At 66.6% G+C, this 16,204-nt stretch carries 12 protein-coding genes and 1 pseudogene; 2 read left to right on the top strand and 11 right to left on the bottom strand.

The annotated features are described in order from the left end of the window. Nucleotides 1–20: 20 nt before the first annotated feature. The 3 genes from HED64_RS12455 to HED64_RS12445 all read right to left on the bottom strand — a co-directional run bounded on the left by HED64_RS12455 (nucleotide 21) and on the right by HED64_RS12445 (nucleotide 2,714). The gene (locus tag HED64_RS12455) at nucleotides 21–602 is read right to left on the bottom strand and encodes a hypothetical protein (protein WP_168152306.1); all 582 of its coding nucleotides are present in this window, start codon (nucleotides 600–602) and stop codon (nucleotides 21–23) included. A 240-nt stretch (nucleotides 603–842) separates the two neighbouring features. Continuing rightward, entirely contained in the window at nucleotides 843–1,814 is a 972-nt protein-coding gene (locus HED64_RS12450) for a biotin--[acetyl-CoA-carboxylase] ligase (RefSeq protein ID WP_168152305.1), read from the bottom strand. A 39-nt stretch (nucleotides 1,815–1,853) separates the two neighbouring features. Further along, entirely contained in the window at nucleotides 1,854–2,714 is an 861-nt protein-coding gene (locus tag HED64_RS12445; RefSeq protein WP_168152304.1) for an SDR family oxidoreductase, read from the bottom strand. Nucleotides 2,715–2,909: 195 nt separating this feature from the next. Here HED64_RS12445 and HED64_RS12440 point away from each other — a divergent pair, with 195 nt between their 5' ends. Beyond that, on the top strand, nucleotides 2,910–4,523 hold the full coding sequence (locus tag HED64_RS12440) for an acyl-CoA carboxylase subunit beta (RefSeq protein WP_168152303.1): 1,614 nt from the start codon (nucleotides 2,910–2,912) through the stop codon (nucleotides 4,521–4,523). Further along, the gene (locus HED64_RS19895) at nucleotides 4,520–4,753 is read left to right on the top strand and encodes an acyl-CoA carboxylase epsilon subunit (protein ID WP_168152302.1); all 234 of its coding nucleotides are present in this window, start codon (nucleotides 4,520–4,522) and stop codon (nucleotides 4,751–4,753) included. Before HED64_RS12440 ends, HED64_RS19895 begins: the two co-directional genes overlap by 4 nt. Nucleotides 4,754–4,811: 58 nt before the next feature. On the opposite strand, the gene HED64_RS12430 is transcribed toward HED64_RS19895, so the two are convergent. The 8 genes and pseudogenes from HED64_RS12430 to HED64_RS12395 form a co-directional block, all read right to left on the bottom strand. Then, nucleotides 4,812–5,516, bottom strand: a complete 705-nt coding sequence (locus HED64_RS12430) for a hypothetical protein (RefSeq protein ID WP_168152301.1) — start codon at nucleotides 5,514–5,516, stop codon at nucleotides 4,812–4,814. Nucleotide 5,517: 1 nt separating this feature from the next. Further along, a complete protein-coding gene (locus HED64_RS12425; protein WP_168152300.1) occupies nucleotides 5,518–7,119 on the bottom strand; it encodes a serine/threonine-protein kinase in 1,602 nt (533 codons plus the stop codon). Next, a complete protein-coding gene (locus HED64_RS12420; RefSeq protein WP_168152299.1) occupies nucleotides 7,116–9,056 on the bottom strand; it encodes an FHA domain-containing protein in 1,941 nt (646 codons plus the stop codon). Before HED64_RS12420 ends, HED64_RS12425 begins: the two co-directional genes overlap by 4 nt. Continuing rightward, complete coding sequence (locus HED64_RS12415) at nucleotides 9,053–9,907, bottom strand: PP2C family protein-serine/threonine phosphatase (RefSeq protein ID WP_168152298.1); 855 nt, start codon at nucleotides 9,905–9,907, stop codon at nucleotides 9,053–9,055. Before HED64_RS12415 ends, HED64_RS12420 begins: the two co-directional genes overlap by 4 nt. Beyond that, complete coding sequence (locus HED64_RS12410) at nucleotides 9,904–11,040, bottom strand: RDD family protein (protein ID WP_168152297.1); 1,137 nt, start codon at nucleotides 11,038–11,040, stop codon at nucleotides 9,904–9,906. The genes HED64_RS12415 and HED64_RS12410 overlap by 4 nt, the downstream gene beginning before the upstream one ends. A 3-nt stretch (nucleotides 11,041–11,043) precedes the next feature. Next, entirely contained in the window at nucleotides 11,044–13,524 is a 2,481-nt protein-coding gene (locus HED64_RS12405; protein ID WP_168152296.1) for a transglutaminaseTgpA domain-containing protein, read from the bottom strand. Further along, entirely contained in the window at nucleotides 13,521–14,876 is a 1,356-nt protein-coding gene (locus HED64_RS12400) for a DUF58 domain-containing protein (protein ID WP_168152295.1), read from the bottom strand. The genes HED64_RS12405 and HED64_RS12400 overlap by 4 nt, the downstream gene beginning before the upstream one ends. A 347-nt stretch (nucleotides 14,877–15,223) precedes the next feature. Beyond that, nucleotides 15,224–16,174 (bottom strand): annotated as a pseudogene (locus HED64_RS12395) (AAA family ATPase); the annotation flags it as partial. Between the last annotated feature and the right edge of the window lie 30 nt (nucleotides 16,175–16,204).

The following is a 16,204-nucleotide window of genomic DNA, read 5'->3' as shown; positions in this document are numbered from 1 at the left end:
CCTCTTTGTTCTGGGAAATCTCATGGGTCCTGCTGCTCGTTGTGCGTGATTCTGCCCGGCGGGTGATCAACACGTTCTTCCATGTTTACACCATCGGACTCGGTCATGCGCGGCAATGCCGTGATGGCACCGATGCAGAGTTCGCGCATGCGAGCAACGGCCGGGACGTGGGTGATATTCACGTGGTGCTCCCCCAGCACGACGCGCAACGTACCCGGAGCCAGTGCTGGCGCGTTGGACCTTGCCACTGCAACAATATCGTGGATTGCGTACAACCCCACTGATTGTTGCCCGGCGGCCTTGCGACCATGCTTGGTCACGATGCGTTCGGTGGTCAGGTAGATATAGCTATTTGCCCAGCGGATCAGCGGCCGCAGACACCAGACCACCAGTAGAACGCCGAAGGCCACGGCGAGCAGGGCTAGGAAAAGTGCGCGGGATTCTTCCACCCATGCCACCAGGTCATCGCGCAGCAGCAGCCCTAGCAGGTATGCGGATCCGGCCAGCAGCAAGGTCATCAGGAAAAGCGGCCCACGCAAGACTCGTGGGTGCGCCCGTGTCTTGACGATGACGCGTTCGCGTTTCTCCAGTGTCAGCTTCACGTCCCGGCTCCCTCATTTCACACACCGGTTGTGCGTGCCGGTCTTGCTGCGCCTTACTTCTTCAATTCTAAAGCCACAGCGCCCACGTTTTGCCAGAACCCCCCGATAGCCCCCGCAGGCCAAGGACCCAGTTGCCGCAGCCAGCACCGAACACTCGGCGGGCGGCGGCGCTACCAGTTATCCATTTTTGGCTGATCTGTAGCGCGGGCGCCCGCCTGCATGCTGGTGCTGTAGTGGTGGCTACGCGTAGGACCCGTCACTGCGGCGTAGGTGCTGAATGTCTCCGGCCAACACGTGGTGTTCCGCGTTGTCCATGGTGCGCAGCAAAAGTGATCCATCGGCATCCAGTTCTACCGCTCGGCCGCGCAGCACCGTACCGTCGGGCAGGTAGGCATCGACCTGTTGCCCGAGGCTCACCATCACCTCACTGACCAGTTCGCGCAGGCTCAGTTGCCGCTCCGGGTAGCCGCCGGGTGCGCTCGTGCCGTACCGAACGGCGAGGTTGGCATTGCCGTTGACCTGTTCAAAGCTGCGGTACAGGTGGGCCACGCGGCGCAGGTAACCGCCCAACAGCAGCGTCCGGTCAAGGGTCTTCGCCCCCAACGTGGCCATGCTGGCGGCGGTGGGAACCGGCAGCTCCGCCGCGGTGGTGCTCACATTCAGTCCCGCACCGACCACCACCAGCGGCCCCTGTTCGGTCATCACCAGTGATGCGAGCACACCACAGACCTTCTTGCCCTCGGCCACCACATCGTTGGGCCATTTCAGTCCGGCGTCCAACCCCGCATCTTCGCGCAGCGTGTGCACCATGGCCACCGCGCACAGCATCGAGAGCCAGGGCAGCCCCTTCTGCTCAAAGCTCGGTGCGGTGCGGAAGACGATGCTGCTGGCCAGCGAACTGCGCGCCGGGGTTTCCCAGCCACGCCCCAGCCGACCATGTCCACTGCGCTGATGTTCGGTGGTTTCCACACTCAAGTTCGCCGGTGGTGCGGACTTGATGCGTGTGGCCAGGTCATCGTTCGTTGACCCGGTCTGTTCGCTGATCCACAGCTCCCCCATCCGAGTTTCCGCCATCATCTGGCGCAGCCGAGCTGGGTCCAGTGCCGCTCGCTGCAGGGGGGCAGCATCGGTGGGCGCTGTCATTTCGGCACTCGAGAGTTCCTTGTTCACGGCGGTGAGCGAGGGGTCCTCGGCGTTTTCTTCGATGTCCATGCCTTAAACACTAACGACTTGAACTGCGCGCCGCAGTGCTTAGAGGAAGATGTCAGGGATCAGTGCGGATTCCGGTGCGCCCATGCTGTACCCGGAGAGGTCCTTCACCCCGGCCTGAGCCAATACCTGCTCATCGGTAAAGAAGTTCCCGCTACAGCGCCGCGCGTCGGAGGTGAGGATCAGCTGCGCGGCATCGGCAACGATGGTGGCCGAGCGCGCGGCCTTGACCATCCGGTCACCACCTGGCATGTTGCGGATCGCGGCGGTGTCAATCAGCGTCGCTGGCCACAGCGAGTTCACGCCGATGCCGGTGTCGCGTAATTCTTCGGCCAGCCCCAGGGTGGTCATCGACATCCCGTACTTCGCCATGGTGTAGGCCAGGTGCTTACCGGCCCACTGCGGATCAAGGTTCAGCGGCGGCGAGAGCGTGAGGATATGTCCGTTGCTGCTGGCCCGCAGGTGCGGTATGGCGGTTTTGGAGAGCAGGAAGGTACCGCGGACATTGATGTCCATCATCAGGTCGTAGCGCTTCATCAACACGTCATCGGTTGTGGAGAGGTCGATGGCCGAGGCGTTGTTGACCACCACGTCGATCCCGCCGAAGTGCTCGACCGTTTGGGCGACGGCGGCAGTGACGTCCTGATCGTTGCGCACGTCCCCCACGATGGCCAGTGACTGCCCACCGGCGGCGGTGATCTCCGCAGCGGCGGTGAACACGGTCCCGGCAAGGTTGGCCTGCGCGGTGGCGGTCTTGGCCATGATGGCCACGTTGGCGCCTTCGGCCGCGGCCCGCAAGGCGATGGCCAGGCCGATCCCGCGGCTGCCTCCGCTCATGAGGATGGTTTTGCCCTTCAGGGGCTTGGCGTTGGCGGTAATGACGGCGCGGTTAGATTCACTCATGTGAGCCACATTACGTGACCCAACGGCACTTAAGCTACTGGTGAGTAACTTGTTTTATGGACGACTCGTCGCTCAACACGGAATGATTTTGTAGCTTTCCTACACATAATTCGTTCCTGAGCCTCACTAGACTGGCCAAGGTGGCATTGTTTTTGTGCCTTTCCTACTATTTATCTACTTCAAGGGAGCCATGGGATGACCCAGAGCCGCATCGCCGACACCACGGATTCGATCGACCTGTCGACCACGGCCGGCAAGATCGCCGAGTTCCGTCGCCGCGAGGCGGCCGCCCAGGCGCCCTCGGGCACCGAGGCCATCGAGAAGCAGCACGCTCGGGGCAAGCACACGGCCCGCGAACGCATCGACATGCTGCTTGATGAAGGCTCCTTCGTTGAGTTTGATGCCCTGGCCGTGCACCGCAGCACCGCCTTCGGGATGGAGAAGAAGCGCCCACTGGGTGATGGTCTGGTCTCGGGCTACGGCACCGTCGATTCACGCCCCGTCGCCGTCTACGCCCAGGATTTCACCGTGTACGGCGGCTCGCTCTCCCAGGTCAACGGCGAGAAGATCGTGAAAGTCCAGGAATTTGCGCTGCGCAATGGTTGCCCCGTCGTCGGCATCCTCGATGGCGGCGGCGCCCGCATTCAGGAGGGCGTCGCCTCGCTGGCGATGTTCGCCGATATTTTCCGCAACAATGTTCACGCCTCGGGTGTTGTCCCACAGATCTCGCTGATCATGGGCCCGAGCGCCGGCGGCGCCGCCTACTCCCCCGCCCTGACCGACTACGTGATCATGGTTGATAAGACCAGCCACATGTTCATCACCGGCCCCGACGTGATCAAGACCGTCACCGGCGAAGACGTGGACATGGAGACCCTCGGCGGGGCCCGCCAGCACAACGCCAACACCGGTACCGCCACCTACCTGGCCACCGATGAATCCGACGCGATCGAGTTCTGCAAGGAACTGCTGGAGTTTTTGCCCTCCAACAACATCTCCGATGCCCCACGCGTGGAGTTCGACGAAGAGCTGGAGCTGACAGCCGAGGACCTCGAGCTCGATAAACTCATTCCGGATTCGGCCAACCAGCCCTATGACATGCGCAAGGTCATCGAGCACATCGTGGATGACGGCATCTTCCTGGAAATGCAGTCGCTCTACGCGCCGAACGTGATGATTGGCTACGCCCGCGTTGAGGGCTCCACCATCGGCATCGTCGCCAACCAGCCGATGCAGTTTGCCGGCACGCTAGACATCAATGCCAGCGAAAAGGCAGCACGCTTTGTCCGCAATTGCGATGCCTTCAACATTCCGATCCTCACCCTGGTGGATGTCCCGGGCTTCTTGCCGGGCAAGGATCAGGAGTTCGCTGGCATCATTCGCCGCGGCGCCAAGCTGTTGTACGCCTACGCCGAGGCCACCGTGCCAAAGCTGACGGTCATCACCCGCAAGGCCTACGGCGGAGCCTACATCGTGATGGGCTCGAAGAAGCTGGGCGCCGACATCAACCTGGCCTGGCCCACCGCGCAGATCGGCGTCATGGGAGCCCAGGGCGCGGTCAACATTCTCTACCGCCGCGATCTTGCCGCCGTTGCCGCCGAGGGTGGCGACGTGGAGGCACGACGCACGGCCATCATCGAAGGCTACGAGGCCGAATTACTTAACCCGTACCAGGCAGCCGAGCTGGGCTACGTTGACGCGGTCATCGCCCCGGCCGAGACGCGTCGGCAGATTGTGCTGGGACTGCGGGCCACCAAGGATAAGCACGCCGCGTTGCCGGCCAAGAAGCACGGGAACATGCCGCTGTGAGTACTTCTGCAGAGTTCACGGCCGCCACCGAGGCACCGGTGGGCATTTCGATTACCGCCGGTCAGCCCACCGCCGAGGAGATCGCGGTTCTCTCCGCGGTCTTTTCCGCACTGGCCAGCCAGGGAGCTACAACCACAGCCCCGGCCGAAACCGAAACACGCGGTGGTCGCATTCGCCGACGCCGTGAGCTCTCCGGCCATTCGTTGCCCTGGAAGGTCGGGCGCAGCTAAGGCCCCGGCCTCGGCGGGCCGGGCGCAGCTATGCCCCCGGCGCCACCGTCGTCGACACTCAGCTGTCGTCGGCGACGGGGCCCTCCAGTAGCACCAGATCCGCCCGGGTGACCAGATGCGAGCTGACCGCGTGTTCCACCAGACGGGCCTTGCGGTTGGAGGCCAGTCGTCCGATGCCGCCACGTAACCCCTCGATGCCGGCCTTATCCAGCTTGTCGCAGACGTTGTCGAGCTTGCGGTTGAACCGCGTGATTTTCCAGCCCAGCCGCGCCGCCGCCTCGGCACTGGACGGGATGGCGCTCAGGCCGGTCCCGTCGCGGCGCAGCATCGGCTCCGCAAGGGCGACAACCAGCGCGCGCTGCGCCTCGGTGAGCAGCACCGGTCCGATGGTGGCGGCCCCGTCGGGATCCTGATCCACCGGCTCCTGCCGGAATGCTGGCTGGGCCACATGCAGCGAGAGCTCATAGGTGATGGACCCGGCGGTAAAAACCACCAAGGTTTTGGCGAACACCAGTGGCAGCCGGGAGCCGGGCGCGAGCCAGGCCTGCAGCCCGCCGGTCTGATCGGAGATCGTCGCGGTGAGCCGACTGCCGATGTTGGACAGCCACCAGATCCCGTCGTGCCGCGCCACGGTGAGGAAACTGCGATGCAGGTAACGGTTCTCATCCACCGCAAGATCGCCTTCGCGGCCGATGGTGAAGACCTTGTCCTCGGCCACGTCGAACCACTCGCCGCAGTATTCAACATGCACATGATCAGCCATCTCAGTCCTCCGTGCAGTAGCGTGCCGGGTCCGATACCGCACCGGTGGCGCGCACCAACTTGACTTCAATGCAGGTCGGCCCGGCAGAGCGCAGTGGAGCCGTGGCGCTGCTCGTGGTGCTCTTCTGAACCGTGCCGGTACTGGTGGCGGTGATGGTAGCCCAGCGGTAGAAATCCCCATCAACCGGCTTCGGGTTTTTCCAGCTGAAGGTGACCTGCTGGCCCATCGTGCGGTGTTTGAAGCCCTGCACGGGTGCAACGGTGCCCCCGATTAGCGGATCGGCCGGGTTAATAGCGGGCGATTCGATGGGCGAGCTGGTTTGCACCTTGGGTTTTTCCGGGTTGGACAGATTGACCCATACGGCGCCAACAACGATTAACACCAGTGTGATGCCGGCGGCGAGTAGGGCCTTCGGGAAACCGCGCGGTGAGGATTCGGCTACCGGTTCGCTTGCTCCGATTCCGCCCAGGCCCTGATCCGGACGGGAGATGAGCGACGGTGTGCCAATGACCTCCGGAGTCGAACCCGGCACTGCGTGCGCGGCGTGCTGGGCCGAGGGGTTTGGGGTGTACGCAGCGGCGGGGTTCGCGGCAGAGCTGGAGGCAGAGCCCGCTTCCGGGCGTTGCCCCGGGGTCGTGAAGAGACGTGGGGAGCTGCTCAGCTGCGCGTGATCGATGGATCGCACGCTGCGCACCCGGGTAGCCTCGCCGCCTGCCTCGACGCCGCCGTGATCTGAGGCGGGATCCCCCAGCACTTCGAAGGGCGTGACCGCCAGGCCGAGTTCACCCTGAATGCGTTGGAACGCCCGCGCCAATTCGGCGGCCGAGCCGAAGCGGGAGGTCGGCGACTTGGCCATGGCCACCGCCAGAGCCTGATTAAGCGATGCCGGGACATCCGGCCGGGCCAGGGGTTCAAGCGGCGAGTTCGTAATGCGGTCGATCAGCTGGGCCTGCGAATTATCGCCCCCTCGCCGCACGAACGGCGAGTGTCCGGCCAGCGCGGTGTAGATGGTCGCGCCGAGCGAGTACACGTCCATGCGCACCCCCTGCGGGTTCCCGCCCGCAAAGGCCTCCGGTGCAGACCATGGGATGGAGAGTCCTGCGACCTCGGTGCCGGCGGTCCCGGAGATGCCGAAGTCGGTCAGCGCGGGCCGGTTGTAGTCGGTGGTCAGCACGTTGGCCGGCTTGATATCGCGGTGGATGATGCCCGCCCGGTGCGCCGTCTCGACCGCCGAACCGAGCTGGATCCCCAGCGTCAGCGCCTCGTCGACCCCCAGCTTGGCACGCCGGTAGCGTGCATCCAGCCCCGGGCGCGAGCAGTACTCCATGGCCAGGTAGGAGCGAGAGTCAGCGGTGATCTCCGCCTGGTAGATCGTGACGATGTAGGGGTGGCCCGATAGCTGCGCCATGAGGTTCGCTTCGTCCTCGAAGCGACGGCGCGCGTCGGGCAGTGTCACGTCGGCCGTCAAAACCTTGACCGCCACCTTACGGTGCGGCCGCGCCTGTTGGTACAGGTACACGTCGGAGAACCCTCCGGAGCCCAGGGGCTGCAGGAAGGTGAACCCCTCGATGTGCGGAGCGGGCGCTGCCGGGCGTGGGCTCACGGCAGCTCCTCGAAGCGCACGCTAACTCCGTCGCCCAGGTCCGCGACGTCGCCGGAAAGCAGCAGCACCGCTTCGTTCCTGGCCAGCCGGCGTGGCGAGTGACCAGCCCTCAGCAGCATCGACCCATTGGTGGCACCCATGTCAACGAGTTCGACGTGCCAGCCATCGATGCGCACCTGCAGGTGGTTCCGCGAGATGTCGCTACTTGGGCTCTGCACTTGCACCAGCTGCGGGGCCGGGTCAAAATTCAATCCGTCTGCCGATGGCTGGCGCCCCAGCAGCACCGAGCGGGTCAGCTCGTGGACGGTTTCGCGTCCCTCGGGTCCGTCGGCGATGATCATCTTCCCGAGCGGCGGACGCGGCATCTGGTGTGCCGCGCCGCGCAGCGTGGACCCGCATTTCTTGCAGTTCGCGGCCGTCGGCGGGTTGATGTGCCCGTTATTGCAGCTTCGGGCCAGGACCAAGGCACGCGCACTCGAGGTGGTGTTGCGCCCGCTCACGGACAGCCCCGCGTCGAGCTCCTCGGTGGGCTCTTCGCCGGATCCTTGGCCGGGCTCCCCGGCAGGGTCACCGGAACGCTGGCCGGCAGGGTCCACGGAAAGCTTCCATGCGGGTTTAGCTGCGGGCAGGCCGCCGCGCAGGATGGTATGTCCTTCCTCATCGTCGTCGATGTCCGCAGCTTGCTGCGCCCCTTGGCCGGCCGGCTTCGGTGGGACGGGCGGCGCTTCCTTGGCGGCGTCGCGCATCCACGGCATCCCACTGATCAGGCCAGGAACTTGCGCGGGCGCGGCATTCGGGGCTGGCGCAGGAATCTGGGCTGGTGCGGCCGGTACCATCTTCGCGTCCTGGGTGGAGGCCCGCCGCCCTCGGGGAGTCAGAATGGTGTCGGAGTCGTCAATGTCGTCCTCGAGCTCATCGTCGATCTCCTCCTTGAGGGATGCTGCGGGCCCGCTCGAAGCGATGGGTGCCACGTGGCCGCCAACGGTGTCATCGCGGCGGCCGAGCAGCTCGCTGGCCAGCGATACTTGTGACCGGTCCAGCGAATCTCCGCCGTGATCAGGCTTGATTTCCGTGTTGTCCTCCGGCAGCTGCCCCGCCGTTTCCTGAGTGTCCGGCTCGGCGGTTGCGCGTGCTTCCGTGGCCGGTTCAGTTTTCACTTCCGCTGCAGTTTCTGCTTCCGCAGCGGTGGCGAGTTCGACCTTTTCCGGTGCGGCGTCGATCTTGGTTTCGGTTTCCACACCTACAGCTGTGGGCTCCATACCGGTGGCCGGATGCTCCGTGGCCGCCTCAGGTTCAGCATCGGTTCTGGTTTCGACGTCGGCCTCGATTGACGCCGTGGTCGGGGTTGCCGGAGCCACCGTGGTCGGGGTTGCCGAGGATGGCGGAGCCACCGTGGCCGGGGTTGCCGTGGCCGTGTCGGTCGCAGCTTGAGCATCGGCATCGGCATCGGCATCGGCATCGGCTTCGGCGACGATTGATGCATCGCTCCGGGGTGTCATTCCTTCGGGGTCACCTCCTTGGCGCAGCCCGGAGACCCGCACGATGCCTTCGGCGATGGGCAACCAGTGGCCTTCGTCCGCGGCTCCGACGCTCACGTCCCACTGATCGGCGGGGCCGAATCGGCGCTCCAGCCAGGTGGCCACGTCGCGGCCACGGGCCTGCTCAGAGCCGTTGTTGGTGGCGACGCTGACCTCGCCGCGCACCACGACGTGCGGTGCGGCATCGCGCGACACAATCGCGAAGGGCGGCATCGAGCTGATCTTCATCTGGGCTGCGGTAAGGATCTCGGTGAGCAGCGACTCGACGGTGGCCGCGTCGTGAAGCCGTTCCCAGAGCGCGGACACCTCCGTCACGGCGGTGGTGCCGGGCAACAAGATGACGTGTTGGGGGCTGACCAGGGCGAACCAGTCACCGGGAAGGTAGCGCAGTGCGTTCATGATTGTTCCTCCATTGGAGTCATTGCACCGCTGACAACGGCGATCGACTGAGTTTTCGAGTTTTTGGCCGGCCTGATCGAGCGTGGCACGGTGTCGATCATCTCCTCGACGTCCCGGCCCACCGCATCGACGATGACCACTGAGATGTTATCGCGCCCACCCCGACTCAGAGCCGCGGCGATGAGCTCGTCGGCGGCCTGCTGCGGATCGGGAAACCTGGTGATGATATCGCGCAACGACTCATCCGCGAGCTCGGTGCTCAGCCCGTCGGAGCAGATCAGCAGGCGGTCACCGGGCTGGATCGGCAGCAGCCAGAAGTCCACGCGGCTGTCGCCGCCGGCGCTCAGCGCGCGGGTAATGACGTGCCGGCGCGGATGGGTGGCCATCTGCTCGGTGCCGATGACGCCGCGTTCGACCAATTGCTGCACCTCGGAATGGTCGACGGTGACCTGCTCCAGCAGGCCGTTGGAAAGCCGGTAGGTGCGCGAGTCTCCGACGTTAAACACCAGCCAGTGTAGGGACGAGTCCCGCTTGATGACTGCTGCGCCGCTGACGGTGGTGCCCGCCCCGCGGGGCGCACTGGCGGCAATGGCCTCGCCGGCGGTGCGCAGCAGTGTGTTGATCGCCTCGGCGTCCAGCCGACCGGCGGCCTTGCGGTAGCCAGTAGCCAGTGTCTCGACGCAGAGGTGGCTGGCCACCTCGCCGGCCGCGTGACCACCCATTCCGTCGGCAACCGCGAAGAGTCCATCGGAGACGAATAACGAATCCTCGTTGATCTCGCGTTTGAGCCCGCGGTCCGTACCCTGACCGTGGCGGATGCTCACCTCGATGCCTTCTGTCTCCCGGTTCATGTGCGCTCCACCGTGAAGTGGCGTTCGCCCAGGTAGACCGTGTCCCCCGCCGCGGCGGGGCTCGGCTGGCCGGGCAGCAGGTCGCGCTCGGTGCCGGCGGCATCGATGACCCGGGATCCGTTGGTGGAGTTGCGATCGGTGACCCAGATGCCGGAGCTGCTGGGTTGGACCAGTAGGTGGGTCTTGGACACCGAACGGCCACCGTCGCCGAGCCGCAAGAGTTCCGTGTCATCCGTGTCATCCACGTCGGAGGCGGCGGACGGGTTCCTGCCGATCAACAGGCTGTGTTCCAGCTCGTGGACCTGCCCGTCGTCGAAGATCAGGCGGGTGACGGTGCGCGTTTCCACGCGCAGGCGGGTGTGGGTGAAGGCATCGTCCGGGTGGGCCTCGGGCACGGGAGTGGCGGTGGGAGCGGCGGTGGGAGCGGCATCGGCATCGAAAATCGGTTCCGGCGCGGCTTCCGGCGCGGCTTCCGGAGAGTGCCCTGGTGTCGCTCCGGCTCCGGTGCCCGGCGCATGCGACGCGCCGGGCACCGAGGTAATGACCCCGTTGCTGCGCGGAAAACTCTGCGCTGGTGCCCCGGATGCGGTGTCCGATGCGGCCGGATCCGCGGAGGGGGCAAAGGCCTGCTGGCCGGCGAGCCCGCCGGTGCCCAGCGGGTCATATCCGGCATCGATGTCCAGCACCAGCGTGCCGGCGGCCTTGTCATGCCAGCCCTGGCGCTTGTCCTGCGGGTCGAACAGGTTGGAGACCACCACCAGCACCGGGCCGGCAATGGGGACGATCCCGGCCAAGACGATGAGCAACCGACGCTGGATCACCGGGGTCCAACCGGGCACGGTCCCGTCCATGGCGGTGGTGCGCAACTTCAGCAAAACGTTCCCGAGGGTCTTGCCCGCGCTCGCCTCCCACCACCAGAGGAACCCCGTGTATCCCAGAGTCAGCAGGGTAAACAGCGCGCCGCTCAGCGCGACCTGCATCGGGGTCCCCGGTGTGATCGATTCCTGGAGCAGCTGCGGTCCGAGCACCGAAAGGAAAATGGCAGACAGGATCGCGAGCGGGGCGGTATCTAACAACCACGCGCCGAGTCGTTTTCCTGCCGAGGCATCAACCGTATTCATGGTTCCGGCCACCGGTTACTCCTTCGTTTCCATTGCGTGTACCTTACCGAGGGTGCGCGGCCGTGCACCAGAACGACGCCGAACCAGCGGCCCGCCCAGTCGCCCGCCCAGTCGCCCGCCCAGTCGCACGCCCAGCGGCCCGGCGCCGGTTCCCGCCCCGCGCGCGGAGATCGCTCCCAACCAGTCATGCAGCAGCGAACGGACGGAGAATCTGGCCCGTTGGCGACGCCAGAAGCTCGTCGCCGCACCCATCTTCGCCGACTGGGCTTCAACGTCGCGCCAGTAGCGATCCGCCTCGTCCTCGCCCATAACGCCGGTGGAGAACGTGGCTTGATCTGCCCGCGCGGCCAGCTCCAGCGGGAGCGTACCGAGCGTGGGGAAGCCGGCGGCCAGGGTGCCGGCATGCTCCCGGCGGGTGACCCCGCCGCGGGCGATGATCCCGTAGTCGGTGCCCTGGCTAAGTACTTCCTGCCAGCCGGCGCTGATCCGCGCCCCGGTGCTGCCCACGGTGGCACGGCGCCGGCGACGCCGGAGCTTGAGCCACAGGATCAGCAGGAATGGAGAGGCAAGCAGCAACAGAGAACCGAGGCCGATGCCGACGCCGATGACCAGCGCGCCCCAGGTTTCCCAGAAGCCCGGTTCCTCCTGCTGGACCTCCTGCGGCTCCGGTGCGGTCTCCGGCGGCAGCTCGGCGTCCTGCTGCTCGGGCGGTGGCGGCTGGAGCACCTGCGGCTGCGGCACCGCGCGGGGTTCCTGCTCCGGCGGGGTGGGCTGCTCGTCGTCGTCCGGGCTCGGGTCGAAGGTCACCCACCCGATCGACTCGAAGGCGATCTCAACCCAGGCGTGCACGTCGGTACCCTTCAGCTCCACGGCCGCGGCAGGGTTGTATTTTTCCGGGTAGAAGCCCATGACCACGCGGGCGGGCATGCCCTGTTCGCGGGCCATCAGCGCCATCGCGACCGCGTACTGCTCGTCGTCGCCGATCGGGTCCTCCGCCTCGAGCAGGCTGGTGATGCGCCCGGCTCCGTGTCCGGAGAGGGATGGCACCTGCCCCTCGGAGCCGCTGGAGAGGAACCCGCTGGTCTTCAGCGCGGATTCCAGACTGCGCGCCCGCTCCAACGCGGTGCGCGCGGAGCCGACGTATTGGACCGACTTGGCCGCTGCCACCGGCGGCACGTTGGCCAACTCCGGCATGCGCAGCTGCGCAAAGTCGGCTTTTTCCAGTTCCGCATCGGTCGCCCGCACGGGGAATTGCACCGCCGCGGTGTAGCTATCCCCGCGTTGCAACCCGATTGAGCTCAGCGCGGTTTCCGCCTCATCGGAATAGAACAGTGAACGAGCCAGTTGCTCGCGGCCCTGATCCTCGACGCGCACTCCGGCGAGCCGGCCACCACCGGGCAGCCACACCCCGGCATAGTCGCCGATGCCGATCTCCAGTTCCCCGGCGGTGCGCGCTGCCGACGATTCGGAGCCGCGAATGTCCGCGGAGTCACCCACCGGGGCGAAGTTGCCCCCGGACTTCGGGTCAACGTTAAACACCATCCCGTTGTAGGAATCCAGCGCTGCCAACCGCACGCGTTCGCCCTCGGGCAGGCCCGTGACGGTGAGCAGGGTCTGCTCGGCCATGGTTTTGGTGTATTTGCGGAAGTTGGTCAGCGGACTGGGGTAGGTATAGAGATCAACCGGGGGCTCGACGGCATCGCGGAGCACCTGCCGCGGGGTCGACGGGCTAATGAGCGGGGCCGCGGCGGCTGTGATGCCGCTGGCTGCCAGCAGCACCACGGCGCCAACGGCCACCCGCCGGATCAACCCGTCGCGCACCCCGCGCACATCCTCCTCGGCGTGGTTCAGCGAGCGGAAGCCGTCGGCAACCAGGCTGCCGATGTAACGGCGCCAGGCCAGCCAGCCGACCAGCACCGCCATAAACGCTCCACCGCGCAGCACCGGCAGCGGCACGTCGCGGGTGCCGAAGGCGATCCCGACAACAAACATGGCCAGCAGCGGCAGCAGTGTCCAGTACGGCGCGCGCAGCCGCCACGCGGTGAGTCCGGCCAGCAGCCCGGTGAGCAAGGTGGAGGCGAACGCGACAATCAGCACCCCGCCGTAGGAGCCCACGGGCGCCGCAACGGTGAGCATATCCTTCCAGGAGAACACCACCCCGGCCAGCAGCACCCGCAGCGATTCGAAGGTCGGGATGAACCCGAAGAGCGCCTCGCGCGGGGTGGCCAGGACGGTGCCCAACAGCAGGTAGAGCCCGGCGAACAGCGCCATCGTTTTGAAGGCCTGCAGCCGGAAATACACGTGTGCCCAGGCCAGAGCCAGTCCGGCGATGATGCCGCCGAGGCTGGCCAGCAGGAAGTGGGCGCTGGTGCCGTACGCGTCGGCCAGGCCCAGCGCGCCCAGAAAGAGGGCCAGGCCCAGACAAGCGGCGTCCAGCCCGTAGCGCCACATCGGCAATTTGGACTTCAGGGTGCTCGTACCGCTGAGCGCGCTCATGCTGCTGCCCTGCGCAGCAGCAGAGCGAGCTCGTCGAGGCTGCCCAGACTCAAAACCGTTAATTCGCCGATGTCGGCGCGGGTGGCGCGCAGCCCGTGCCCGGCGCGGATGGCGATGGCGCGCACCCCGAAGGGCACGTGCATCGACGCCTCGCGCAATTGCCGGGCGGTGGTGGTGGCACCGGTGAGGATGAAGACCACCGAGGCCCCGGGCACCGTCTCGATGGTGGTGCGGACCAGGTCCGCGACGTCGTGGCGGGGCAGCGTGCGTGCCTGCAGCCGGGTCAGCGAATCGAGCATGTTCCGTCCGGTGTCGGTGCGCACCGGCCCGGTCTGCGCCAGCACCGAGAGCTTGCGCTGGTCGGTGACGGCCTGCAGGCCGATGGAGGCCGCGGCGGAGAGCGCCAACTCAAAGTCATCGGGCCCCGTGGCCGGGTCCCCGTATTCGCCGAGGTTCGCCGAGAGCGCGATGGCCAGGTGGGAGCGCCGGGTCTCCTCGAACTGGCGCACCATCAGCTCGCTGGTGCGCGCGGAGGACTTCCAGTGGATGTGCCGGCGGTCATCTCCCGCGACGTAACCACGCAGCGCGTGAAAGGAGACATCGGAATTGGACAGATCGCGGGTGGTCATGCCCTCCAGATCGCGGATGAAACCGGCGGAGGAGCCGTGCAGCGCGGTGGTCTTGGGGTGGACAAACAACTCGTAGCGCTCGGTCCAGCGGACCTGGCGGCGCAGCAGTCCAAAGGGGTCTTGGCGCACCGAACGCACCGGACCAACACTCAGCACGGCCCGGCGGCGGGTGGGGATGGTGAACAGGTCCTCATGCTGCTCCCCGGGGCCCAGCCGCGGCACGCGGAAGGTCGCCACCGCGGCGCCCACGGACAGTTCCATCAGCGTCGTCAACGAGGTGCGGGCCGTGGGGTTAAGCACCTCCATGGCACCGACCGCGCGGTCCCCTACCGCCACCCGGGTGCGATTAAGCTCCAGGGTGATGCGGAAATCGGACCGGCCGATGATGAAGCCCACCGCCACCAGTAGCAGCAGTGTTGCCATAAACGCCCCGAGCAGGGCTTCCTGCCACCCGAACACGACCCCGAGCAGCCAGAGCAGCGCGGCGGTCCCGGCGACGACAAAGCCCAGCGGAGAGACGACGCGTCCGGCCGGGGCCAGGTACTTCGCGAACAGCGTGCGGCAGCGCACCAGTAGCGGGTCAAGTGCCTCGCGGAGCAGCGCCGTGGCCTCGGAGAGCAAACCCGCCGATTTGTCCGCGGTGGCCTTCAGCGCTCGCGCGGTGCTGCGCGCCGCTGCCCGGGTGGAGGCGCGGCTTCCGGCGCCGGTGGGCCGTCTGCTCATGCCCCGCCCACGTCCCGGCGCAGCACCGTGGATTCGTCGGCCTCTGCCGCATCGACGTCGGCCGACGGCGCCTCGGTGCCGGCGGCGGTGCCGTTGCCGCCGGTGCCGCTGCCGCTGCCGTTGCCGTTAGTGCCATTGGCACTGTTGTCGCGGCGGGCGCGGAAGCCACGCAGGCCGCTGCGCGTAGCGCTGGCGCCATTGTTGTTGGCGCCGTTGGCGCCATGGCCGGCGGGGTCGCTGGCACCGGTGGCGCCGTTCGCACCATTGCCGCTGGAGTCGACGCTGCCGACGTTGGTGCCGTTAGCGCCGCTGGCGCCGCTGCCCGAGCCGTTGCCGCCGTGACCGGTCGGTGCCGGCACGGTGCGCAGCACATCGGCGATCACTGCTTCGGCACTGGCCCCGGTGAATTCAGCTTCCGGGTCTAGCACCAGGCGGTGCGTCCACACCGCAGCGGCCAGCGCCTTGATGTCATCGGGCAGCACATAGTTCCGACCCTCGGTGGCAGCCCAGATCTTCGCGGCGCGCACCATCGCCAGCGCCCCACGCACCGAAACACCCAATCGGGTCTCGGACGCATCGCGGGTGGCCTCGCAGAGTTGCGCCACGTACTCCAGCACACCCCGGTCCACGTGGGTGGTGGCGGCCAGATCGGCCATGTCGGCGACGGCCTCGGTGGTGATGATGGCGCTCACCGAGGTCGAGCGGTCACGCTGCGAACTGCCGGCGAGCAGTTCGACGGTCGCGGCGCGGTCCGGGTAGCCGATGGAGGTCTTGATCAGGAAGCGGTCCAGCTGCGCCTCTGGCAGCCGGTAGGTGCCGGCCTGCTCGATCGGGTTCTGCGTGGCAATGACCATGAACGGGCGCGCCTGCGCGTAGGTGGTCCCATCGACCGTCACCCGGCTCTCCTCCATGACCTCCAGCAGTGCCGACTGGGTCTTCGGGGAGGCGCGGTTAATCTCATCGGCCAACACCAGGTTGGCGAAGATCGGACCGCGGTGAAACTCGAACGCCTGGGTCTTCTGGTCGTAGATGGTGATACCGGTGACGTCCGAGGGCAGCAGATCGGGGGTGAACTGAATGCGCGAGTTGGTCCCCTGTACGGTGGCCGAGAGCGAGCGGGCCAGCATCGTTTTGCCGGTCCCGGGCGCGTCCTCCAACAACACGTGGCCCTCGGCCAGCAGTGCGGTGAGCACCATGCGCACCACCTCGTCCTTGCCGAGCACGGAGATGCCCACGTTGGCCACCAACTTGGCGAAGGTGTCGGCGAACCAGCTGGCCTGCTCGTTGGTCATCGTCATTAAATGTGACTCCTGTTTCTCGTCGTAAGT

The sequence above is a fragment of the Paeniglutamicibacter terrestris genome (genome assembly GCF_012271785.1).
GTDB lineage: Bacteria > Actinomycetota > Actinomycetes > Actinomycetales > Micrococcaceae > Paeniglutamicibacter > Paeniglutamicibacter terrestris.
Note: the sequence above shows the minus strand (reverse complement) of the source record. Positions and strands in the feature narration are given on the sequence as shown.